This window comes from Rhodococcus chondri, assembly GCF_036327435.1.
Lineage (GTDB): Bacteria > Actinomycetota > Actinomycetes > Mycobacteriales > Mycobacteriaceae > Rhodococcus > Rhodococcus chondri.
The window spans coordinates 1-21,639 of record NZ_JAUZMZ010000057.1; the positions used below are offsets into that span (position 1 = coordinate 1).

The window sequence follows — 21,639 nt, forward strand, 5'->3', positions numbered from 1 at the left end:
CGGTGCCGTCGGGCTCGTACCCGCCCGGCATGTCCCAGTAGCCGTAGTGGAACGGCAGGAACAACACGCCGGAGCGGATGCCGCAGACCCGCAGCTTCGCGTCCACCCGGCCACGCGGGGTGGTGATGCGCAGCAGGTCGCCCTCCGTCCAACCGTGCCGGCGAGCATCGGGCTCGGACATCTCCACCCATACCTCGGGAGCGGCCTGCTGCAGTTGCGGTGCCCGCCCGGTCTTGGTGCGGGTGTGGAAGTGATACAACGTGCGCCCCGTGGTCAGTAGATACGGGAACTCGTCGGAGGTCACCTCGTGCGGTGGCAGGTATTCCCCGGCCTTGATGATCGCCTTGCCCATCGGGTTCATGGCCTTGTACTCGGTCGGTTCGAGCGGAGCTCCGGTGACCATGTCGCGGCCGTAGCTCTCGCAGTACTGCGGCGAACTCCAGAACTTCCCGTCGAGGTACAGACGTTCGGTGCCCTCGGGATTCGCGTCGTTGCACGGCCACTGGATGCCGCTGCCGCCGCGCAGCTTGTCGTATGTGATGCCGGTGTAGTCGCACGGCCGTCCGGCCGTGCACTGTTTCCAGCCCTCGAACGCCTCCTCCGGTGTGGACCACTTGACCAGTGGCTGCCCGTCCCTGTCCTTCAACCCGACCCGGTGCGCGTAGTCGACGAAGATATCCAGATCCGATCGGGCCTGCCCGGGTGGATCGACCGCCTTCTCCGACAGGTGCACGGTGCGGTCGACGTTGGTGAACGTGCCGGTCTTCTCCCCCCACGTCGCGGCCGGGAGCACGACGTCGGCGAGCTGAGCCGTCTCGGACAGGAAGATGTCCTGAACGACGAGGAAAAGTCTTTCCTGGGACAGGATTTCGCGGATTCGACCGAGTTCGGGCAACGACACGGCGGGGTTGGTGCCGCTGACGTAGAGAAACCGGATCGAGCCGTCCTCGACGTAGCGCATCATCTGCATGAGGTGCGTGGGGGCGGTGTAATGCGGGATCCGCATCGGATCGACATTCCACACTCGTCCGAGCTCCGCGAGGTGCTCGTCGTTCGCCCAGTTCCGGAACGCCGGCAGGTCACCGTCGGCGCCGCATTCGCGCGTGTTCTGCGCGGTGGGCTGGCCGTTCATCTGCAGTACCCCGCACCCCGGTTTGCCGAGCATGCCGCGGATCAGGTGGACATTGTTCACCTGCACCGAGGCGGCGGTGGCCTGGTGCGACTGGTAGAAACCCTGCAGGACGGTCGAGAGCAATCGCTCGGCGCGGCCGAGGAGGCGGGCGGCCTCCCGCAGATCGGCGAGCGGCACGTCGCACACCTCGGCGGCCCGCTCCGGGGGATAGTCCGCGAGCTGCTTCTGCAGCTCTGCGAATCCGACGGTGTGCGCATCGAGATAATCCTGGTCGATCCAGCCGTTGTGCACGATCTCGTGCAGCAGCGCGTTCATCAGCATCACGTTGGTTCCGGGCCGGGGGGCGAGGTGAACCGTCGCCGCCCGGGCCACCGGCGTCTCCCGCGGGTCGACGCAGACGAGCGCGGGCGGGTTGGGGCCGGCGAGCCGGTCGAGTACCCGCGCCCACAGCACGCTCTGGGTCTCGGCCATGTTGTGGCCGTAGAGAGCGATGACGTCGGCGTGGTCGATGTCGGTGTAGGAGCCGGGCTGGCCGTCGCACGCGAACGACTCTTTGAGGGCCGCCGCCGCGGTCGCCGTGCACAGCCTGGTGTTGCCGTCCATGTGGTTGGTGCCGATGCCGCCGTGGCCGATCAGCGCCAGCGTGTAGTACTCCTCGAGGAACAGCTGTCCGGTGGTGTAGAAACCGATCGAGCTCGGGCCACGTTCCGCGAGCAGATCTTTCGTGCGGCCGGCGACGGCCTCCATCGCGGTGTCCCAGTCCGTCTCGACCAGCTTGCCGTCCCGCCGGATCAGTGGCCTCGTGAGTCGGTCCGGCGAATGGTTGGCCTGCCAGCCGAACAGGTCCTTCGGTCCGAGACGGCCGTGATTGACCCGGTCCACCGCTCTGCCTCGCACACCGACGATGTGCCCGTCCTTGACGGCGATGTCCAGTGCGTCCCCGTTCGAGTGCAGGATCGTCGCGGACTGCACCCAGGCGTCGACGTCGTCCTCGTTCACCCCGTCGCTGAGGTACATATCGACCCTGGTCGGCCACGTCTCGCCGGGCCCGTACGGCGTGCGGGTGCCCCACGGCGCCCCGATGCGATCTGTGTGCGTCATAGCTCCGCGATACCCGCGAGAACCGGGATCAAACGCCCTCGCGCATGCCGGCAGGGCAGGGGTGCCGCGGTGCCTGCCCGGGGCTCTGGTAGTGTGCACTCTCATGCAGCGCGCGTATTTCTGGTTTAGCAGGCCGGCCCTGGGTGGGTCGGTCGGCGTGACCACGCGCTGACTTCTTCACCTACGAGCCGGAAGCACGACCGGCTCGCTGGGATCTACAGGGTTCTTCCGGGTCGGACACAGACACCGAGAAGAGGAATGAACCCCAGATGAGCTCCACCACCGGAATCTCCACCGACCATCTCGACGAGCAGCGCACCGTCCGCATCAGCCCTCTGGCCGCGCCGTCGGAAATCCGCGCCGAATACGCTCCCGACGACGTCGTCGCCGCGACCGTGCGGTCGGGTCGAGCCGATACCGTCAACATCCTGAACGGCACCGACGACCGTCTCGTCGTGGTGGTCGGACCGTGCTCGGTGCACGACCCCGTCGCCGCCATGGACTACGCGCGCCGCCTCGCCGCGAAGGCCGACGAACTGCGCGACGACCTGCACATCGTGATGCGCGTGTACTTCGAAAAGCCGCGTACCACCCTCGGCTGGAAGGGTCTGCTCAACGACCCGCACCTCGACGGCAGCTACGACATCAACACCGGCCTGCGGATCGGCCGCAAGCTGCTGCTCGACGTTTCGAGCCTCGGACTTCCGGTCGGATGCGAGTTCCTCGATCCGATCCTTCCCCAGTACTACGCCGACCTGGTCACCTACGGCGCGATCGGCGCCCGTACCGCGGCGAGCCAGGTGCACCGCCAGCTGTGCAGCGCCCTGTCGATGCCGGTCGGTATCAAGAACTCCACCGAGGGCGACGTGCAGGTGGCCGTCGACGGCACCCGCGCGGCATCTGCGAGTCACGTGTTCCCCGGCACCGACCTCGACGGGCAGGCCGCCCTCATCGAGACCATGGGGAACCCGGACTGCCACGTGATCCTGCGCGGCGGCTCCGCCGGTCCCAACTACGACGCGGAGACCGTCGCCGACACGATGGCGCGGTTGCGCAAGGGCGGGCTGCCCGAGCGTGTCGTGATCGACGCCAGTCACGGCAACAGCAGCAAGAACCACGAGAAGCAGGTCGACGTCGTCAACGACATCGCTGCCCGTCTCGAGGCGGGCGAGCAGGGCATCGTCGGCCTCATGCTGGAGAGCTTCATCGAGGCAGGGCGTCAGGACCTGACCCTCGGTGAGGCCGACAACCTCGAATACGGCAAGTCCATCACCGATGCGTGCATCGACTGGTCGACCACCGCCGACCAGCTCGACCGGCTCGCCGAGGCCGTGCGCGCCCGCCGGTCCTGAGGTTTCGGGACGGGAACCGGCCTCCGGGCCGATTCCCGTCCGGCGGCGACCCACGCAAGCGCACCGCAGGAGTTACCGCAGCGGGGTGAAATCGCGGCTTCCCAGATGAGCGGGCCGCGGCTTGCGGGCCGCGAACGGTTCGACGAGGGTGTTCTCCACACTGTTGAACACGACGAACAGATTCGACCGCGGGAAGGGAGTGATGTTCCCGTTCGAGCCGTGCATACAGTTGGAATCGAAAACTGTTGCCGAACCGGCAGATCCGAGGAACGTCTTGATACCGAACTCGGCGCCCATCCGCGTCAGGGTGTCCTCGTCGGGCGAACCGGTGGGCGGAACATGGGTCACGAGGGATTCGCGGTAGTAGTCGTCGGGAGTTTCCCCCGCACACGAGACGAACGTCCGGTGCGATCCCGGCATGATCATCAAACCGCCGTTGTACCCGTAGTTCTCGGTCAGGGCGATCGAGATACTCAGCGCCCGCGGCTTCGGCATCCCGTCCTCGGCGTGCCACGTCTCGAAGTCCGAATGCCAGTAGAACGGCCCACCACGGAACCCCGGCTTGACGTTGAGGCGGGACTGATGGATATACACGTCGGACCCGAGTAATTGCCGGGCTATACCGGCGATTTCGGGGCGCCGGACGATCGAATCCACCAGGCCACTCAGACGATGGACGTCGAACACCGAACGTACGTCGCCGCTGCCCTGCTCGCGGACCACGCGCTCGTCGTCGCCCAGTTCACGACCCAGTCGTGAGGTTTCCTCCAGTAGATTTCCGACATCGTTCGCCGCGAGAAGTGCCTCCGCGGTGTGGAATCCGCGCTGGTCGTACTCCGTGACCGCTCTCGCGTCCAGCGGGCCGTCGGTGGCGGAACCCCACACCACCGGATCTGTCCTCACTCCGGATTCGCACTTTGCCCGGCTCCGCGTCGGATATTCGTCCCTGACCGCCGTGCGCATGGTTTCGTATCACCCTCTCGTATATCGATAACGGTTCACTTCCCCGACATTCCCATTCTGTGATGGGTTATGCAAGATGAGCGGAATGCAGGGTGTCGGAGGCCGGCGGTACCGTCGGCCCATGGGATACGAATTTCAGGTAACGGTCGATTCCCGAACCCCGCATGCGCTTGCCAAATGGTGGGCCGAGGCGCTCGGATGGCGAGTCGAACCCAGCGACGAGGAGTTCATCCGCGGTGTGATCGCGGCGGGTCATGCGAGCGAAGACGACACGCAGGTCTTCGACGGCGAACTGGTCTGGAAGGCAGGCGCCGCGATTTCCGATCCGCAGACCCCGGCCCGACCACGGTTGTTGTTTCAACTTGTTCCGGAAGGGAAGACGGGGAAAAACCGGATGCACCTCGACATCCGGGCCGACGCCGACCGGGAAGTTCTCGCCGAGAGGCTCGCGGCGTCCGGCGCGACCGTGCTGCATCGTGGCAGGCAGGGGCCGTACGAATGGATCACGATGGCCGACCCCGAGGGCAACGAGTTCTGCGTCTGCTGACCCGGGGCAGCTGTACCGGCAACAGCTAACGGTGCTCGCGGTAGGAGCGCGGGGTGTTGCCGGTCCAGCGTTTGAACGCCCGGCGGAACGCGCTCGGCTCGGAGAACCCCAACCGGCCCGACAGATCGTCGACCGACTCGCCGCGCCGCAAACCGGCGATCGCGAGGTCGCGCAGCACCTCCTCACGGAGTTGTCCCAGCGACGTGCCTTCCTGGCGGAGCAGCCGGCGCAGGTGCGGTGGGCTCACGTTCAGCATTCCCGCGATGTCCTCGGCGGTCGCGGTACGACCGTTGATGCCGGATTCGAAGATGCGCCGCACCTGAGCCGACACCGTCGATTCGTATTCGCGTTCCGACAACATCAGGTTGGGCGAATCGCGGAGATACTCCTCGAGGGATTCCTCCGTCTGCACGAGCGGCGAACGCAGCGCTGTGCTGTAGATCTCCAGCGCCGCCCGGCCTGCGCCGAACGTGACGGGAACACCGAACATCGCGTCGTAACTGCGGGCCAGAACGGGGTCGGGTTCCGCATACGGTAAGGCCACCGACGCCAATGGAACCCTGCCCCCGACCAGCCACGCCGCGAACCGATGCAGCAGCATCAGCTGAAAATCGACCGTCACGCGCGTCTTCTCGGTCACCTCGTCGGGAAGTTCCACGTCGAGGTAGGTGGTCGTCTCGCCGGGTGTCAGGCGCAGTCTCGGCAGCGACTGCATCACCCGGTTGACCTCGATCATGCGGTTCAGTGCATGCGCGAGATCCGGGCAATGGATCAACGTCAGGCACACCACCCGAAACGACCCGCGCCGTACCGGGCCCGGCCCCAGGCCGAACAATTCGTCGTCGGTGATCTGCCATACGACCTGTGTGAACCGGCTGACCTGCTCGGGTGTCAGGCGAGCGTGCGGATGCGCCAGTACCGCGCGGCTGATCCGGGCCGAGTCCAGCGCCGGCGACAGATCGACGCCCTCTGCAGCGGCCAGTTGCACCGCCCGGCTCACGAAGTCGGACGGAATCGTGGGTGCCGACATTCTCTACAGTGCCTCCCCGAGTGTGTGGAGCCGTCGGACCGCCTCGGTCAGTACCTTGTCCTGCTTGCAGAATGCGAACCGCACCAGATGATTCCACGATGAGGCATCGTCGACGAAGACACTGACGGGAACCGCTGCCACACCGATCTTCTCGGGCAACGCCCGGCAGAATGCCACGCCGTCGTCGAACCCGAGCGGTGTGATGTCGGCGCAGACGAAATATGTCCCGGCCGAATCGAGTACGCCGAAACCCGCCTCCTGTAGTGCGACGGACAGAAGATTCCGCTTGCGCTGCAGGTCGTCGCGCATCGCCACGACCCAGGCCTGTTCGTGGGCGAGGGCGTGCGCGACAGCGGGCTGGAACGGTGCGCCGCCGACGAAGGTCAAGAACTGCTTGGCGGCGCGTACGCCGTCGATCAGCGCACGCGGCCCGATCGCCCATCCGATCTTCCAGCCGGTGACGTTGAAGGTCTTCGCGGCGGACGACACGGTGACCGTGCGTTCCGCCATACCGGGCAGGGATGCGAGCGGAGTATGCCGACGCCCGTCGAACACGAGATGCTCGTATACCTCGTCGGAGAGCACCAGCAGATCGCGTTCGCACGCGAACTCCGCGATGGCTGCGAGCGTTGCATCGTCGTACACGGTTCCGGTGGGATTGTGCGGGGTGTTGACGACCAGCATCCGGGTGCGGTCGGTGACCGCCGCGCGGAGCGCATCGACGTCCACCACGAATCCGGCTCCGGACCGCTCCAACGGCACGGTCCTGCGCGTCGCGCCGGCCAGTGCGACGGCAGCCGCGTAGGAGTCGTAGTACGGTTCGGTGAGCAGCACCTCGTCGCCGGGTTCGACGAGACCGAGGATGGCAGCACTGATCGCCTCGGTCGCGCCGACCGTCACGAGCACTTCGGTGTCCGGGTCGTGCTCGAGGCCGTACCGATCGGAGCGGTCCGCCACGATTGCGGCACTCAGCACCGGCATCCCCGAACCGGGCGGGTACTGATTGACGCCGTCGGCGATGGCCCGGCGCGCGACCTCGAGCATTTCGGGCGGTCCGTCGGTGTCGGGAAATCCCTGCCCCAGGTTGATCGCATCGTGCTCGACGGCCAGCAGAGTCATCTCGGCGAAGATCGTGGAGGCGAACGGTCGCAGACGGGCGACGGTGCGGCTCCGGCCCTGGGACGTCGAATCAACCATTTCTGCAGCGTAGCCGTCCCCAGACGGCCACGAGTTTCCGGTCGTGTCACATCCGCGGGCGCTGTCTCGTCCCAATGATGAAGGGAACTCACGGAGAACAAGGAGGCAGATCATGGCACGGATCGCACCGGTGACTCCCCGCGAGGCGGGAGTGGTGACGAAGGCGGCATACAAGGCGGCCACCCGGATGTTCGGCGAGGTGCCCGAGCCGGCGACGGTGCTCGCACATCATCCGCGATTGCTACGAGCGAGCATGGTCCACGAAATGCTCGCGGACCGCGCGTCGAAGCAGTTGCCGTCGAATGTGCGGGAGATCGCGGTGTACCGGGTCGCGTGGACGGTCGGCTGCTCGTGGTGCGTGGACTTCGGCACCATGCTCCAACGCCTCGACGGTCTCGACACCGCGCGGCTCGAACACATCGCCGACTACGCGACCTCGGATCTGTACAGCGACGACGAGAAGGCGGCGATCGAGTACGCCGACGCGATGACGGGAGATGTCGCGCAGGCGGTGACGGACGAGCAGGTTGCCGACCTCGAGCGGCGGTTCGGCCCTGCCGGAGTTGTGGAACTGACGTACCAGATCGCGCTCGAGAACATGCGTGCCCGCATGAACTCCGCGCTCGGGATCCACGATCAGGGATTCAGCACGGACGCGTGCCGGGTGCCGTGGCAGGTGCACGACGAACCGGCTCAGGGCAGCACGATGTCGGCGAGCGGGCCCGGATTCCAGGCGACCTCCCAGCGGAAGCCGTCGGGATCGGCGAAGTAGCCGGTGTAGCCGCCCCATGCGCGTTCGGTGCCCGCGGTCACCGGATCGGCCCCGGCGCCGCGCGCGGTCTCGAGAACCGCGTCCACCTCCTCGCGGGTCGCGACGTTGTGGGCGAGGGTCACGGGAGGGATGCCGCCGCGCGCGGTGGGACCCACTTCGGCTTCGAAGTCGGCGCGATTCCACAGCGACAACATCACATGGGTGCCGACACGGATCATCACGACCTCATCGGCCACCTCGACCGACGCGGCCCAGCCGAGACCGTCCACATAAAAGCGGCGCGACCGGGCGACGTCGTCGACCGCGAGGGTCACAAAGCTGATTCGGGCGTCCATCTCACTCCTGTCTGCCTCACTCCTGTCCGGGCGGCATCCGCACACCGCGGAGCTTGGCCGGGTTTGCCATGTCGTATGCGGCCCAGACACGTCCGTCCCGGACGGTGACCGCCGTGATCCGAGCCGGGAAACCCTCGTGGATGTCGTCACCGGGTGACCCGGGATTCAGAAAACCCAACTCTCCGTTGACGAGCGCCGGCTCGTACGCCATCAGTTTCTCCGCGCCGTACAGACGCAGCAGGCCGAGGTAGAACCGGGCGAACCTGTCTGCACCGACCACGACGTTGAGTGCCGTACGGGTCGTGCCGCCGGCGTCCCCGATCATTCGGGCATCGGGATGGAGTGCGGCCACGACCGCGTCGATGTTCCCGGTGGCCAGGGCCGACATGAGTTGCTGCACGGCATGCTCGTGTTCGTCGGCGGGGACCGGCGGGGGAGCGTCGGCAGCCGCTCTGCGTCCCCGCGACGCGAGTTGCCGAGCCGTCGGGATCTCGACTTCGAGGATGCGCGCGACCTCGTCGAACGGCACCCCGAATCCGTCGTGCAACACGAAAGCCACGCGCTGCGCGGGTGTCATGGTGTCGAGGACGATGAGCGCGGCGAGACGGTTCTCCTCGTCCCGCATCACCTGCTCGAGCGGATCCGGAGGTGCGGCGCCGGTGAGGGGCGTGACGATCGGTTCGGGAAGCCACTGCCCCACATACCGTTCCCGGCGCGTGGCGGCGGATCGCAATCTGTCGAGGCAGAGCCGGCCGACGACCGTGGTCAGCCACGCTCGCAGATCGTCGATGCGGTCGGTGTGGGCCCCGTCGAGGCGCAGCCAGGCGTCCTGCACGGCGTCTTCCGCGTCGGCGACACTGCCCGTGAGCCGGTATGCCACCGACAGCAGATGGCCACGCTGCTCTTCGAACGATTCCGCGAGCCCCCGTGCGCGCATATCCACGATGCTACGGGAGGGGAGCGGTGGACAAGTACGACGCGAAGCGGGTACACCGTAATCTGTGGCATCGACACTCGAGAGGCTGCACCACGAGATCTGTCTGCGCGCTCTCCGACGTGCAGCGCCGGAGAATCGGAAAATGGTTCTCCGCCAGTCGGTTAACGAATCATGACGGTGACGAGCGCAGGGCTGCTGCTGTACCGGATCGACGGCACCGGACTGCTGGAAGTGTGGCTGGTGCATCCGGGTGGGCCGTTCTGGAAGGGCAAGGACGAAGCAGCATGGTCCGTTCCCAAGGGCGTGTACGACGACGAGGAGGACCCGCGAGAGGTCGCGCTGCGCGAATTCGAGGAGGAGTGCGGCTTTCCTGCCCCCGACGTGCCGTTGACGCTGCTCGGCCGATACAAGCAGCCGTCCGGGAAGATCGTCAGCGTGTACGCGGGGGAGACCTCCGACGAGCTGCGGTTCGTCGCCAGCAACACCTTCGACCTCGAATGGCCCCCTCGGTCGGGAAAGATCCAGCAGTTCCCGGAGGTCGACGCGGCTCGATGGTGGGCGTTACCCGAGGCCGAGCCCAGGTTGCACAAGGGGCAGCGCCCGATTCTCGAAGCGCTGCGCGCGCAGCTCGACGAATTCGGCCACCGCTACAGAGTCGAGTGAGTGTCCGGGTTCGCCGCGACGGTCTGCACGGGCAGGCATGCTCGGAGATACTTACCCGGTATCGCTGCCGACTCGAGATAGGACCTACATGCGTTTCGGGTACTTCGTCCCCCAGGGCTGGCGTCTCGACCTCGTCGGCATCGACCCCGCCGACCAGTGGCAGGTCATGCGCGACCTCGCGTTGCGCGCCGACAGCGGCCCGTGGGAATCGATCTGGGTGTACGACCATTTCCACACGGTGCCGGCGCCCACCGAGGAGGCCACTCACGAGGCCTGGTCGCTCGTCTCGGCGTTCGCTGCGGTCACCGAGAAGGTGCGTATCGGGCAGATGTGCACGGCCATGAGCTACCGGAATCCGGCCTACCTCGCCAAGGTCGCCGCGACCGCCGACATCATCTCCGGTGGCCGCATCGAGATGGGTATCGGCGGTGGCTGGTACGAACACGAGTGGCGTTCCTACGGGTACGGCTTCCCGTCGGCGGGAGAGAGGCTGGGCCGCCTCGACGAGGGCGTGCAGATCTTCAGGCAGGCCTGGACCGACGGCGTGGCGACACTCGACGGAAAGTACTACCGGGTCGACGGTGCGATCTGCCGTCCCCTGCCGCTGCAGGACGGCGGTATCCCGCTGTGGATCGCCGGTGGCGGCGAGAAGGTGACGTTGAAGATCGCCGCGAAGTACGCGCAGTACACCAACTTCGACGGCACACCGGACGTCTTCGAGCGCAAATCGCAGATCCTCCGCCGGCACTGCGCGGACGTCGGCACGGACTTCGACGCGATCGTGCGCTCGGCGAACTTCAACGTCGCAATCGGCCGCACCGAGGCCGAGGTGCAGGACCGGCTCGAGAACCTCCGCGCGCGGCTCGAACCGAGCGTCGGTGCGGAGAAGGCCGACGCCGCGCTGAACGCTTTCCGGGGGATGCCCGCGGTGGGCACTCCGGAGCAGATCGTCGAGAATCTCACGGCACTGAAGAAGCGCGGTCTCGGCTACGCCATCTTCTATTTCCCGGAAGCCGCGTACGACACGTCGGGCATCGAGCTGCTCGAGAAGGAAGTGCTCCCGCACCTCGCGTGAACCACGTTCAGAGCGGCCAGCCGCCGGTCGGTGCGCGGGGGTCGTCGCGTAGCAGCGCGGCGACCCACACGTCGCGCGGGATGCCCCGCTGCACCAGTCCGTGTCGCGCGACGCCTTCGAAACGGAAGCCGGTCCGGCGTGCGACGGCAGCCGACGGATAGTTGCCGACGAACGCGCGCCACTCGAGCCGCCACAAACCCATGCCGTCGGACCGGAACGCGAAGTCGCACGCCAGTTTCACGGCCGCGGTTGCCAGCCCCTGCCCGCGCGTCTCCGGTGCGACCCAGTAGCCGATCTCCGGCGCGGACTCACCGCGTGGAGCGAAACCGACCATTCCGTAGAGGCGGCCGGTGTAGCTCGTGCGGATGGCCCAGTCGGGAAAGCCGTTCGCCCATTTGAACGGGACGAGATCGCCGACGAAGTGCGCCGCATCGGCGCGACTGTACGGCGACGGCACCGTGGTCCATTCCGCGATTGCGGGATCGCGGCAGGCCTGTGTGATCGCATCGACGTCGCCGGGTTCGGGCCGGGAGAGGACGACCGAACCGTCGGTCAGTGTGAATGGCTCCATATCAACACAATTCGGGTCATCGCAGTTCGCGCGGCAACTCTCCGGTGTCCAGTTCGAGACGCCGGGAGTCGGTCGTATCGACCTGCTCGGACAACGGCAGTTTGCTCTTCAGCAGTTTCCATTCTGCCTCGTCGATGGCGGCGGTTGCCCGGGCCAGTACGGCGCTGTCGCGGGTACCCCAGGCGAGCGGCATCGGACTGACCATCTCCCACACCCCCGACTTGTTGCGGGTGGTGCGATCGGACTCGACCGCGACGCACGGCACCCGCTCCCCGACCCGGGCCCGATGCCCGGGAATCGCCTGGACATCCCGTGCAACCAGCGCATAGTGACGATCCGGGTTCTCGGGCTTGGCGATGTCGATCAGGGCGAGCAGGGTCATGCCCCGGGCCCGTGTCACGGCCACCATCGCGGGGACCAGTTCACCGTCGTGGTAGAGCTGCTCGATCGTGCCGACCTTGCGCGGCGCCCACAACGCCACCCACACCGACGTGACGGCCGCGACGATCAGCACCGCGCCCACGACGTACGACCACGGACGGCCGAGCACGATGAGCCACACCGCACCGGCAGCGCACAGCAGCGCCACCACGATCGCGGACCGGCGCAGACTGCGCACTTCGGCAAGGGTCTGGTTGACGGCCTTGGCGTGGGGCAGGTCGACGGGAAACTCGAATCGGCGCACACAGCCAGCTTATGGGAACGGCGTAAGGCGCCGTTCGTGATACCCGTGGCCGCTCGAGCAGAATGCGCAAAACGGCACTATCGCGCGCAACCGTGACACGGTCCAGTGACTCAGGCCACTATTTCGGCAGTAGAGATCACCACCGGATGAACACTCGGTCACCGACTCCCGTACTCCCACTCGGGCCGCGTCGACGGTCCCGGACGACGTGTGCCCGGACCGCATCCGAACCTCGAGAAAGTGGGCGCTTCCGATGCTCGTATCCCTCGGCTTCCTCATGGTCGCCGTCTTCATGTATCTCGTCCTGTCGAAGCGGGCCACACCCGTCGTGGGGCTGATCCTCGTGCCCGTCGCGTTCGGGTTGATCGCGGGCGCCGGCACCGATATCGGTGACATGATCGTCGGCGGTGTCGAAAGCCTCGCGCCCACCGCCGCGCTGCTGTTCTTCGCCATCATCTTCTTCGGGATCATGATCGACGTAGGCCTGTTCGATCCACTGGTGCGGTTGATCCTGAGACTGGTGCGCGACGATCCGGCACGACTCGTCGTGGGAACGGCAGTGCTGGCCATGATCGTGTCCCTCGACGGCGACGGATCCACGACGTTCATCATCACGACCTCCGCACTGCTGCCGCTCTACCTGAAACTGAAGGTGAGTCCGGTGGTGCTCACCGTTGTGACAGGCCTGTCGAACGCGACGATGAACATCATCCCGTGGGGTGGTCCGACCGTGCGGGCGGCGAGCGCCCTGGGACTGTCACCGTCCGAGGTGTTCGTGCCCATGATCCCGTCGCTCGTGGTGGGACTGTTGATCGTGCTGGCCTTCGCGTTCCACCTCGGTGTCATGGAGCGGCGCCGGATCGGGCGGCTCGTGTGGAGCGCCGAGCGGATTCCGGCCCGCGTGGGGTCGGGAGGCTCCGGTAGTTCCGGCAGCGCCGGAACGGGAGACGACTCCACCGCCGGGGCCGAGACCGGAGGCTTCATCGACGGTCTCGACCCGAACCGGGCGAGCCTGCGACCACGGCTGCTGCCGTTCAACGCCATGCTGACGGTGGTGTTGCTCGTCGTGCTGGTGCTCGACGTGCTGCCCATCCCGGTGCTGTTCATGATCGCAGCAGGCATCGCGCTGGCCGTGAACTTCCCCCGGGTCACCGACCAGTCCGCAGCAATCGTCCGGCACTCGTCGAGCATCGTGTCGGTGGTGGCCATGGTGTTCGCCGCGGCCGTCCTGACCGGCGTATTCCAGGGGACCGGCATGGTCGAGGCCATGGCGCTGTGGCTCACCGGTGTGATCCCCGATGCGCTCGGACCGTTCCTCGCCGTGATCACGGGCGTGCTGAGCATTCCGATGACGTTCTTCATGACCAACGACGCGTTCTACTTCGGGGTGCTGCCCGTACTCGCGGAAACCGCGGCACAGTACGGAGTCGAACCGGTGGAGATGGCACGGGCCTCGATCACGGGTCAGCCCGTCCACATGCAGAGCCCGCTGGTACCCGCGATTCTGCTGCTCGTCACGCTCGCCGGCGTGCACCTCGCCGATCATCACCGCAAGGTGCTGTGGCGTGCGGTGGCGGTTTCGCTCGCGATGCTCGTGACAGGCGTGCTCGTCGGGCAGATCCCGTTCGGCTGAGTCGCTGCGGGTCCACACTGAGCGTGTGACACGAGATCCGGGGAGACCGTGAAACTTCGCACGCAGGTGCTGGTGCTCCAGTCGGCCGTGGTCGCCGTGACGCTCGGTATCGGGTTCTCGGCGTTCGCCACGACCACCGAAAGTCGTGTCACCGACGAGCACGGACAGCGCGCACTCGCGATCGCACGGACGGTCGCAGCCGACGCCACGATCCGCAGCGAGGTGGAGTTCTATGCCGACGAGGGTGTCGCCGGCCCGGACAATCCCGAACTGCCGGGCGGGACGGTGCAGCAGGCGGCCGAAGCGGTGCGCGCCGCGACCGGAGCGCTGTTCGTGGTGGTCACCGACGACCAGGGTCTGCGGCTCGCCCACCCCGAGCCGGATCTGCTGGGCCTGCGGGTCAGCACCGACCCGGCCGAGGCATTGTCGGGCAGCGAAGTGGTCACCAGCGAACGCGGCACCCTCGGGCACTCGGTTCGCGCCAAAGTGCCGGTGCGGGCGGTGAACTCGGATCGGATAGTGGGTGAGGTCAGTGCAGGCATCTCCACCGACCAGGTGTGGACCGACCTGCGTAGCGACCTCACCCACGCGGGCTTGATCGCGCTCGCCGCACTGGCGTGCGGTGCCGCCGGCTCCGTTCTGCTGGCCAACCGGTGGAAACGGCTCACGCTCGGTCTCGAAACCGAACAGCTCACCGAACTCGTCCGCGAGCAGGAGGCGGTGCTGCACGGGATCTCCGACGGAGTTCTCGGCGTCGACACACACGGCATCGTCACCGTCGTCAACACCGAGGCGGAACGGTTGCTGGATCTTCACGGCGGCGCAGGCGATCGCATCGCCACCCTCGGCATCACACCACGTCTGCTCGACATCCTGAATGCGGCCGAAAGCAAGCCGATCGCCGCGACCGTCGGCGACAAGGTGGTCGTCGCCGTCGCGCGGCGGGTGCTGCGGGACGGGCGGAACCTGGGAACGGTGATGTCGGTGCGCGACCGCACCGACATCGAAGCCCTCACCCGGGAACTGGGCGCGGTGCAATCCCTCACCACCGCGCTGAGGGCGCAGCGGCACGAGTTCGCGAACCGGCTACACCTGCTCAACGGGCTGTTACAGGGAGGCCTGGCCGCGCAGGCCACCGAGTACATCGAACAGATCCTCGGGTCGGGGCCGCTCGGGCAGCAACTGGAAGGAGTCGACGCGGTGGCCGACCCGTATCTGCAGGCCTTCCTCACAGCGAAGGCGGCCCATGCCCGGGAGAGCGGGGTCGCGCTGGTACTGGGCGAGAACACGTGGGTTCACGGCACGGTCCGGGTTCCGGTCGATGTCACGACCGTGGTGGGCAACCTGCTCGACAACGCCGTCGAAGCAGCGCGCGAGAGTGGTCACCAACCGGCCGAGGTCGAGATCGAATTGGTCGAGGACGGCGTCGACCTGCACATCACCGTCGCCGATACCGGATGCGGCATCTCCTCCGGTCTTGCCGACATCTTCGCCGAGGGGGTCACCACCCACACCGATGCCACCGTGCCGGGCGGCCGGGGGATGGGCCTGGCGCTGGTGCGGCAGATCGCGCGCAGGCACGGCGGTGACATCGTCCTCACCGACCGCGGCGGACAGCGAACCCCCGAAAATCCCACCGGGGGCGCGGTGTTCGTCGCAACCTTGACCGGGGTGCTCGTCGAAGGAGATGCAACGTGGGCGGATCCGATCTGACCGTGCTGGTTGTCGACGACGACTTCCGTGTCGCCGAACTGCACGCGCAGGTGGTGTCGAGCGTGCCGGGGTTCGTGGTGTCGGCGGTCGCGGGAAATGTCGCCGAGGCACGGGCCGCCGTCCGCGACTCGCCCGTGGACCTCGCCCTCGTCGACGTGTACCTGCCGGACGGGTCCGGCGTCGATCTGATCCGGACGCTGTCTTGTGACAGCTTCGTTCTGGGCGCGGCGGGGGACGGCGCGACCGTGCGGGCGGCGCTGGCCGCCGGGGCGCTGGTGTACCTGGTCAAACCCTTCGCGAACACCGAACTGGCGCGCCGCCTCGCGGCTTACACGCAGTACCGGCGCATCGTCGGTGCCGGCGAACTGACTCAGGCCGAGATCGACACCGCACTCGCGGCATTGCGGCCGGCGCTTTCGTCCCAACCCATGGTCCAGACGCGATCGGCCACGAAAGACCTTGTCTTACAAAAGCTCCGCGAATCGGGACGGCACTTGTCCGCAGGAGAGGTGGCCGTCGAGGTCGGGGTGTCCCGTGCGACAGCGCAGCGCTACCTCGCGGCCCTCGTCGCCAAAGGGCAACTACGGATGCGCTTGCGCTACGGCAGCACCGGACGGCCCGAGCAGGAGTACAGCCTCGAGCCGACCCGGGATCGGCAATCCCCGGACCGACCGTGATCAGCCCGCCGTGATCGGCCCGCCGTGATCAGCCGATCTGCGGGCCCAGCAGATCGTCGGCGTCGGTGATCCGGTACGCGTACCCCTGCTCGGCCAGGAACCGTTGCCGGTGCGCGGCGTACTCGGCGTCGAGAGTGTCGCGGGCCACCACCGAATAGAAGTGGGCCTGACCGCCGTCGTGCTTGGGACGCAGCAACCGTCCGAGCCGCTGCGCTTCCTCCTGACGCGAGCCGAACGTACCCGAGACCTGCACGGCGACGGACGCTTCCGGCAGGTCGATGGAGAAGTTCGCGACCTTCGACACCACGAGCACCTTCAGTTCGCCGTTGCGGAACCGGTCGAACAGTGCCTCGCGTTCCTTGTTGCGGGTCGACCCCTTGATCACCGGAGCGTCGAGCGCCTCGCCGAGTTCGTCGAGCTGATCGAGGTACGCGCCGATGATCAACGTCGGGGCATCCTTGTGCCGGTCGAGGATCGACTGCACCACCGCGTTCTTGGTGCGCGCCGTCGAACACAGTTTGTAGCGCTCCTCGGGCTCGGCCACCGCGTACGCCATCCGCTCGGCGTCGGTGAGGGTCACCCGCACCTCGACGCACTCGGCGGGGGCGATCCAGCCCTGCGCCTCGATGTCCTTCCACGGCGCGTCGAAGCGCTTGGGACCGATCAGGGAGAACACGTCGCCCTCCCGGCCGTCCTCACGGACGAGGGTGGCGGTCAGTCCGAGGCGCCGCCGCGACTGCAGGTCGGCGGTCATCCGGAACACCGGCGCCGGAAGCAGATGCACCTCGTCGTAGATCATCAGTCCCCAGTCGCGGGAGTCGAACAGTTCGAGGTTGCGGTACTCGCCCTTCGTCTTCCGGGTGATCACCTGGTACGTGGCGATGGTGACCGGGCGGATCTCCTTCTTCTCGCCCGAGTACTCGCCGATCTCCTCCTCGGTGAGCGAGGTGCGCGCGATCAGCTCGCGCTTCCACTGCCGCCCGGCGACGGTGTTCGTCACCAGGATCAGCGTGGTCGCACCGGCCCGGGCCATCGCGGCAGCACCGACCATCGTCTTGCCGGCGCCACAGGGCAGTACCACGACGCCCGAGCCGCCCGCCCAGAACGAATCGGCGGCCATCTCCTGGTAGTCGCGCAGATCCCACGGATGTGTCGCGAAGTCGAGCTCGATCCGGTGCGCCTCACCGTCCACATATCCGGCGAGGTCCTCGGCAGGCCACCCGACCTTGAGCAGCATCTGCTTGAGCCGGCCGCGTTCGCTCGGGTGCACGAGGACGGTGTCGTCGTCGATCTTCTCACCGAGCATCGGCGCGATCTTCTTGTTGCGCATCACCTCGGTGAGAACCGCGCGGTCGAGGCTCACCAGCGTCAACCCGTGGACGGGACTCTTCACGAGCTGCAGCCGGCCGTAGCGGCCCATCGTGTCGACGATGTCGACCAGCAATGGCTGCGGCACCGCGAACCGCGAATGACTGACCAGCGCGTCGACGACCTGCTCGGCGTCGTGACCCGCGGCGCGTGCATTCCACAGCGCCAGCGGAGTGACGCGGTAGGTGTGCACGTGTTCGGGAGCCCGTTCGAGTTCCGCGAAGGGGGCGATCGCCTGTCGGGCTTCGTTTGCGCGTTCGTGGTCGACTTCGAGGAGCACTGTCTTGTCGGACTGGACGATCAACGGTCCATCAACCACGAAGCGCCTCCTGGAGCAATAGAAAGTAGAACTCTTCCATTGTCCAGACGCGGAAGGCGGCGCGCCACCTGCGCGCCGCCTTCTGTCCGGGATCGTGCCGCCGCGGTCAGCCCGTCAGCGACCGGCGTACCTCCATCAGGCACACGATCGCCTCGGAAATCCCGGACCGGTAACCGGCGTCCTTCTCCGAGGCCGCCGGCGTGGAATCCAATTCCTGCTCGAGTCGTTCCTGAATTCTGTCCAGGGCATGCATGGTGCGTTTCAAAATATGGTTTCCATTTTCTGAGAGTTATGCCCGGAGTCCAAAAACACCGACTTGTTCGTCGAGCGCGAACAAACGCGCACGGGCCATTGCGGATCGATATCCCAATGCGCGTGGATCGGTGGTGTTCTCCCGTTCGGACAGTTCCGTGAACTGTGCATACAGCGCCTCGAGCACTGCCTTTTCGGTGGTCATGTCACAAGCCGATTCGTATCATCCCCGCTTACGCTTGGGGAGAAATTCGTCGGTCGCCACCGACTTCTGGCGCTTTTCGGCGCGCTTTTCCTTGATGCTTAGTGCAGGCTTTTTGAGGGTCTTTCCCTTGTCGGCCATTGTCGCTCCTTTCGAGAAGAGGCAATCACTCAACAGGACCAGACCATACTTCATTTCCATAAAAAAGCCAGCCGCCTCGCGACGCGGCCTTCCCGAGTCTCTAAGCTGTGCGCCGTACCACCATGCCGGGCGAAGGAGATCGGATGAACCGTGAAGTACCGGGTACGACGGAGGGGCTTCCCCGGTCGCTGTCGCGGCTACGGGCACACTTCGGCGCACTGTCCGACGACACACTGCCCGGCGACGGTCTCGGCGCGGTCACCGGCACCTACCGCGCCGTCTTCGTCGGGCCTGTCCTCCTGCGGCGAGTCGCTCCGCGGGCCATCGCGTTCGGGGGTATGCCCGGCTGGTACGGCAAGCGCTTCGACGGAGCCGGTCGCGGGATCAATCTGCTGCACAGCACGGACGGCACCGCGCGGGAGGTACTGCCCATGCGCGTCGCGGTGGCCGAATCGTGGCTCGACGGCCGGCCCGCGCTGACCGTCTCCTACGGCGACCACGCACCGATGCCGTGGCGGTGGGTGCGCGACGAAGTCCGGATGCTCGACGAGACGAGGCTCCTGGGCCTGACGTACGTCGGCACTCCACTGTCGCGGATGGTCGCGACACCGTTCCTTCTCGTCCGCGACGGTGTTCCCGGCGAGGACACGTAGCGAGTCAGTCCACCAGCGCAACCGACGTGACGCGGTGCAGCACGAAGCTGCGGACCGTGCCGGACGCCGGGTCGAACGCCTCGAGCTGACCGCCGCCGACAGCGACCGGATCGACGATGCGGCGTGTCGCGACGCCCTGCGCATCGACGTAGCCGAGGGTGACGCTGCGTTTGGCATGCACGGCGAGCTGCAGCAGCGACATCGTCGCGGCGCCGCCCGTGCGGCTGCCGTCGCCGCGCACCGAGGTGCTCGCGGACGCCGACGCCGCACGATCGCCGGCACGCAGAGTGCGCACCAGCGTGGCGAGCTGCTCGTCGGTGGGAGGGATCGGACCCGCATAGCGCGCGCGGCTGCGAGGCACGACGAGCCGCGCGCCGCGCGGGCGCAGGTCGAGCACCGCCCCGGACGAGTCTTCGCCGGCGGGAGCGAAGCCTGCGGCCCTGAGTTCGGCGAGCAGCTCGGCGAGCGGAGCCTGCGAAACGGCGACGGTGGGGGCGATGGCCCGGAGCGCGAGGGTCGCGGCGACCGGCGCCGACAGCACCTCCACGAGCAGGGCCGGATCGTCCGCACGCACGAAGGATGCGGCCACTCCGGCCCGTAATCGGCCGTGACGCCGCGCCACGTCGTCGATCAGATAGCTGAGCGACTGCGGGACCGGAGTGCGGGAATGCTTCGCGAACAGTGCGTGCAGGTCGTCGGCGCCGACACCGGCGTCGAGCGCCCGCCGCACGGACTTCTCCCCGATCCGGTACACGGTCGCGGCCCCGGCGGATTCGATATCGGCGACCAGCGCGATCCGTTCCGCGAGCTCGGGCACGAGCGGTCCGGGGGCCACCGCGGTCAGGTCGGCCTGCACGAGGATGTAGTCGACGGGGTCCGGGATCACGGCGGCCATCTCGGATTCGGCATCGCCGCCGTGCAACAGCGCCTTGCCGGGGGAGCCGAGGCTGCCGTGTGCGAGTACCGCGAGGGTCGTGGCCTCCCGCACCGTCTCGGTGACCGTGTCGTGGTCGAACCGGCCCGACCATCGGGGGCGCCGCCAGGCCAGCGCGGCCCGCATGTCGGAGGGGCTGGGTGCGGAGCCGGGCACCTCCGCGAGGAGTTCGAGGATCAGCCGCCGGTCGCGGGCGGCGGCGGGGTAATCGACTTCGTCGGACAGGGCGGCGATCGGTTTGTCGTTCGGGTCGCGGCGGCCGACGAGCCAGGGGCGGCGTGGGGTGTCGAGCCATGCACCGGCCAGCACCGCCCACCGGTGCCCGGTGGGTGCGGTGAGCCAACCGTCCGCCGAGGTGGTCGGTGCCCAGTAGTCGTCGATGTCGCCGGGGGGAGTGGGATCGGGTATGCCGCGTGCGATGAGACCGGCAGCGGAGAGGACCTCGACGAGCAACGCGGTTTCTCGCTCGTCGAGATCGGCGGTCCTGGCGAGCCGGCGCAGTTCGCGCACTCCGAGCCCGCCGGCTTTGAGCGCGGGCGCCGGTGCGGTCCCGAGCGCGGTGATCAGGTCTTCGCAGTGCCGCAGTAATTCGAGTGCGGCACCCGCGGCGGTCGGGTTGACGTCGGTGAGCATCTCCTCGAGCTCCTCGCGGGTCGGTGTGTCCGGGTCGACGGCGCGGCCGACACGCCACGGCACCGTTTCGACGGCGGCCTTGACGAGGCGCAGGGCGTCCGGTGGACCCCAGACGAGCAGCAGCGCGCGGAGCCGGTCGAGAATGCGGTCGGTCGCCTTCGCGGTGATGCGGCCGGACAGGGAGTCGAGCACGGCGCGGCGGGTCGCCGCGGTGTCGACGGCACCGAGGCGGGACAGTGCATCGATGACCCCGAAGTCCGCGGTGGTGAGTTCGTCGGCTGCACGGAACACCGACGCGCGTTGCCGCGCCCGGTTGGCCAGCACGCTCATCGTGGCGGGTGGCGGCACCACCAGATCGGGGCGTGCGCGCAGCAGTGCGGCCAGCTCGGTGTCGCGGCGGCCGGAAAGCCAGTCGGCGAGCGCGTCCGCTGCCGAGTCCGGAGCGGGTGTGGTGGAGGTCATCGGCTCCAGATTAGATACCTGAGCTAGCCCGCGACGAACTCACCTGCCAAAATGGGCGGCATGGCTGACACTTCGAAGAAACAGTATGTCGATCGCGGCTGGCCGGAGCTGGCCGACGGCGACCACGCGGTGACCGAGCTCTCGTCGACGCGCTCGGGCCCCCTGTCCCCGTACGGCGAGGACGTCGAGTTCCCCCTGCCGGTGGACGACCTTCCGTACATGCATCCCCGGACCATCATCAACCGCTGATTCTTCGAATCGTCCGGCTTCGGCGAGAAGCCGGACGAACGGA

22 protein-coding genes are annotated in these 21,639 nt (G+C 67.4%); 10 read left to right on the forward strand and 12 right to left on the reverse strand.

Features of this window, described 5'->3' with window-relative positions; translation table 11 throughout:
• On the reverse strand, positions 1-2,233 hold a 2,233-nt coding region (locus Q8814_RS11920; protein ID WP_330152230.1), incomplete at its 3' end, for a molybdopterin oxidoreductase family protein.
• Between the two features lie 269 nt (positions 2,234-2,502).
• On the opposite strand from Q8814_RS11920, the gene Q8814_RS11925 reads away from it, so the two are divergent.
• Positions 2,503-3,585 (forward strand): 3-deoxy-7-phosphoheptulonate synthase, encoded by a 1,083-nt coding sequence (locus Q8814_RS11925; RefSeq protein WP_330152232.1) that lies wholly within the window; start codon positions 2,503-2,505, stop codon positions 3,583-3,585.
• A gap of 72 nt (positions 3,586-3,657) precedes the next feature.
• Here the strand turns inward: Q8814_RS11925 and thpD are convergent, their stop codons facing one another.
• Entirely contained in the window at positions 3,658-4,548 is an 891-nt protein-coding gene (gene thpD, locus Q8814_RS11930; RefSeq protein ID WP_330152233.1) for an ectoine hydroxylase, read from the reverse strand.
• Positions 4,549-4,669: 121 nt separating this feature from the next.
• Between thpD and Q8814_RS11935 the strand changes: the two genes are divergently transcribed.
• The gene (locus Q8814_RS11935) at positions 4,670-5,095 is read left to right on the forward strand and encodes a VOC family protein (protein WP_330152234.1); all 426 of its coding nucleotides are present in this window, start codon (positions 4,670-4,672) and stop codon (positions 5,093-5,095) included.
• Between the two features lie 25 nt (positions 5,096-5,120).
• Here Q8814_RS11935 and Q8814_RS11940 read toward each other — a convergent pair whose 3' ends face one another.
• Entirely contained in the window at positions 5,121-6,125 is a 1,005-nt protein-coding gene (locus Q8814_RS11940) for an AraC family transcriptional regulator (protein ID WP_330152235.1), read from the reverse strand.
• Between the two features lie 3 nt (positions 6,126-6,128).
• Positions 6,129-7,322, reverse strand: coding sequence for a pyridoxal phosphate-dependent aminotransferase (locus Q8814_RS11945; protein WP_330152236.1), 1,194 nt, complete (start codon positions 7,320-7,322; stop codon positions 6,129-6,131).
• Positions 7,323-7,434: 112 nt separating this feature from the next.
• Between Q8814_RS11945 and Q8814_RS11950 the strand changes: the two genes are divergently transcribed.
• A complete protein-coding gene (locus Q8814_RS11950) occupies positions 7,435-8,094 on the forward strand; it encodes a carboxymuconolactone decarboxylase family protein (protein WP_330152237.1) in 660 nt (219 codons plus the stop codon).
• Here Q8814_RS11950 and Q8814_RS11955 read toward each other — a convergent pair.
• Entirely contained in the window at positions 8,016-8,429 is a 414-nt protein-coding gene (locus tag Q8814_RS11955) for a VOC family protein (protein ID WP_330152238.1), read from the reverse strand. The two genes, Q8814_RS11950 and Q8814_RS11955, sit on opposite strands and share 79 nt — an antisense overlap.
• 16 nt (positions 8,430-8,445) lie before the next feature.
• A complete protein-coding gene (locus tag Q8814_RS11960; protein ID WP_330152239.1) occupies positions 8,446-9,366 on the reverse strand; it encodes a sigma-70 family RNA polymerase sigma factor in 921 nt (306 codons plus the stop codon).
• Between the two features lie 171 nt (positions 9,367-9,537).
• Between Q8814_RS11960 and Q8814_RS11965 the strand changes: the two genes are divergently transcribed.
• Both Q8814_RS11965 and Q8814_RS11970 read left to right on the forward strand, forming a co-directional pair.
• Positions 9,538-10,029, forward strand: a complete 492-nt coding sequence (locus tag Q8814_RS11965) for an NUDIX domain-containing protein (protein WP_330152240.1) — start codon at positions 9,538-9,540, stop codon at positions 10,027-10,029.
• A gap of 88 nt (positions 10,030-10,117) precedes the next feature.
• Positions 10,118-11,104: an LLM class F420-dependent oxidoreductase gene (locus tag Q8814_RS11970; RefSeq protein WP_330152241.1), complete on the forward strand. Its 987-nt coding sequence runs from the start codon at positions 10,118-10,120 to the stop codon at positions 11,102-11,104.
• Between the two features lie 7 nt (positions 11,105-11,111).
• Here Q8814_RS11970 and Q8814_RS11975 read toward each other — a convergent pair whose 3' ends face one another.
• Both Q8814_RS11975 and Q8814_RS11980 read right to left on the reverse strand, forming a co-directional pair.
• The gene (locus tag Q8814_RS11975) at positions 11,112-11,675 is read right to left on the reverse strand and encodes a GNAT family N-acetyltransferase (protein ID WP_330152242.1); all 564 of its coding nucleotides are present in this window, start codon (positions 11,673-11,675) and stop codon (positions 11,112-11,114) included.
• A gap of 16 nt (positions 11,676-11,691) precedes the next feature.
• Complete coding sequence (locus Q8814_RS11980; RefSeq protein WP_330152243.1) at positions 11,692-12,360, reverse strand: DUF3239 domain-containing protein; 669 nt, start codon at positions 12,358-12,360, stop codon at positions 11,692-11,694.
• Positions 12,361-12,613: 253 nt separating this feature from the next.
• On the opposite strand from Q8814_RS11980, the gene Q8814_RS11985 reads away from it, so the two are divergent.
• Genes Q8814_RS11985 through Q8814_RS11995 form a run of 3 tightly spaced genes read left to right on the forward strand, consistent with a single transcriptional unit; the run spans position 12,614 to position 16,383 of the window.
• Entirely contained in the window at positions 12,614-13,993 is a 1,380-nt protein-coding gene (locus Q8814_RS11985) for a CitMHS family transporter (protein ID WP_408015888.1), read from the forward strand.
• 48 nt (positions 13,994-14,041) lie between these two features.
• A complete protein-coding gene (locus Q8814_RS11990; protein WP_330152244.1) occupies positions 14,042-15,706 on the forward strand; it encodes a sensor histidine kinase in 1,665 nt (554 codons plus the stop codon).
• Positions 15,688-16,383 (forward strand): response regulator, encoded by a 696-nt coding sequence (locus tag Q8814_RS11995; protein ID WP_330152245.1) that lies wholly within the window; start codon positions 15,688-15,690, stop codon positions 16,381-16,383. The genes Q8814_RS11990 and Q8814_RS11995 overlap by 19 nt, the downstream gene beginning before the upstream one ends.
• Positions 16,384-16,411: 28 nt before the next feature.
• On the opposite strand, the gene Q8814_RS12000 is transcribed toward Q8814_RS11995, so the two are convergent.
• From Q8814_RS12000 to Q8814_RS12010, 3 genes are all read right to left on the reverse strand, one after another.
• Positions 16,412-18,070 carry a DNA repair helicase XPB gene (locus tag Q8814_RS12000; RefSeq protein WP_330152246.1) on the reverse strand — a complete coding sequence of 553 codons (1,659 nt, stop codon included), beginning with the start codon at positions 18,068-18,070 and terminating at the stop codon, positions 16,412-16,414.
• A 106-nt stretch (positions 18,071-18,176) separates the two neighbouring features.
• Entirely contained in the window at positions 18,177-18,335 is a 159-nt protein-coding gene (locus Q8814_RS12005; protein ID WP_330152247.1) for a hypothetical protein, read from the reverse strand.
• 24 nt (positions 18,336-18,359) lie between these two features.
• Positions 18,360-18,527, reverse strand: coding sequence for a hypothetical protein (locus Q8814_RS12010; RefSeq protein ID WP_330152248.1), 168 nt, complete (start codon positions 18,525-18,527; stop codon positions 18,360-18,362).
• Between the two features lie 281 nt (positions 18,528-18,808).
• Between Q8814_RS12010 and Q8814_RS12015 the strand changes: the two genes are divergently transcribed.
• On the forward strand, positions 18,809-19,318 hold the full coding sequence (locus Q8814_RS12015; RefSeq protein ID WP_330152249.1) for a hypothetical protein: 510 nt from the start codon (positions 18,809-18,811) through the stop codon (positions 19,316-19,318).
• Between the two features lie 4 nt (positions 19,319-19,322).
• Here the strand turns inward: Q8814_RS12015 and Q8814_RS12020 are convergent, their stop codons facing one another.
• Positions 19,323-21,347 carry a helicase-associated domain-containing protein gene (locus Q8814_RS12020; protein ID WP_330152250.1) on the reverse strand — a complete coding sequence of 675 codons (2,025 nt, stop codon included), beginning with the start codon at positions 21,345-21,347 and terminating at the stop codon, positions 19,323-19,325.
• A gap of 60 nt (positions 21,348-21,407) precedes the next feature.
• On the opposite strand from Q8814_RS12020, the gene Q8814_RS12025 reads away from it, so the two are divergent.
• Positions 21,408-21,596 (forward strand): hypothetical protein, encoded by a 189-nt coding sequence (locus Q8814_RS12025; RefSeq protein ID WP_330152251.1) that lies wholly within the window; start codon positions 21,408-21,410, stop codon positions 21,594-21,596.
• The last annotated feature ends 43 nt before the right edge of the window (positions 21,597-21,639 follow it).

Bases quoted from the DNA above. Each gene is read 5' to 3' on its own strand.
- Q8814_RS11975 (WP_330152242.1), bottom strand. From the start codon at position 11,675: ATGGAGCCATTCACACTGACCGACGGTTCGGTCGTCCTCTCCCGGCCC.
- Q8814_RS12010 (WP_330152248.1), bottom strand. From the start codon at position 18,527: ATGACCACCGAAAAGGCAGTGCTCGAGGCGCTGTATGCACAGTTCACG.
- thpD (WP_330152233.1), bottom strand. From the start codon at position 4,548: ATGCGCACGGCGGTCAGGGACGAATATCCGACGCGGAGCCGGGCAAAG.
- Q8814_RS11965 (WP_330152240.1), top strand. From the start codon at position 9,538: ATGACGGTGACGAGCGCAGGGCTGCTGCTGTACCGGATCGACGGCACC.
- Q8814_RS11955 (WP_330152238.1), bottom strand. From the start codon at position 8,429: ATGGACGCCCGAATCAGCTTTGTGACCCTCGCGGTCGACGACGTCGCC.
- Q8814_RS11970 (WP_330152241.1), top strand. From the start codon at position 10,118: ATGCGTTTCGGGTACTTCGTCCCCCAGGGCTGGCGTCTCGACCTCGTC.
- Q8814_RS11940 (WP_330152235.1), bottom strand. From the start codon at position 6,125: ATGTCGGCACCCACGATTCCGTCCGACTTCGTGAGCCGGGCGGTGCAA.
- Q8814_RS11960 (WP_330152239.1), bottom strand. From the start codon at position 9,366: ATGCGCGCACGGGGGCTCGCGGAATCGTTCGAAGAGCAGCGTGGCCAT.
- Q8814_RS12015 (WP_330152249.1), top strand. From the start codon at position 18,809: ATGAACCGTGAAGTACCGGGTACGACGGAGGGGCTTCCCCGGTCGCTG.
- Q8814_RS11935 (WP_330152234.1), top strand. From the start codon at position 4,670: ATGGGATACGAATTTCAGGTAACGGTCGATTCCCGAACCCCGCATGCG.
- Q8814_RS12025 (WP_330152251.1), top strand. From the start codon at position 21,408: ATGGCTGACACTTCGAAGAAACAGTATGTCGATCGCGGCTGGCCGGAG.
- Q8814_RS11950 (WP_330152237.1), top strand. From the start codon at position 7,435: ATGGCACGGATCGCACCGGTGACTCCCCGCGAGGCGGGAGTGGTGACG.
- Q8814_RS12020 (WP_330152250.1), bottom strand. From the start codon at position 21,347: ATGACCTCCACCACACCCGCTCCGGACTCGGCAGCGGACGCGCTCGCC.
- Q8814_RS11985 (WP_408015888.1), top strand. From the start codon at position 12,614: ATGCTCGTATCCCTCGGCTTCCTCATGGTCGCCGTCTTCATGTATCTC.
- Q8814_RS11945 (WP_330152236.1), bottom strand. From the start codon at position 7,322: ATGGTTGATTCGACGTCCCAGGGCCGGAGCCGCACCGTCGCCCGTCTG.
- Q8814_RS11925 (WP_330152232.1), top strand. From the start codon at position 2,503: ATGAGCTCCACCACCGGAATCTCCACCGACCATCTCGACGAGCAGCGC.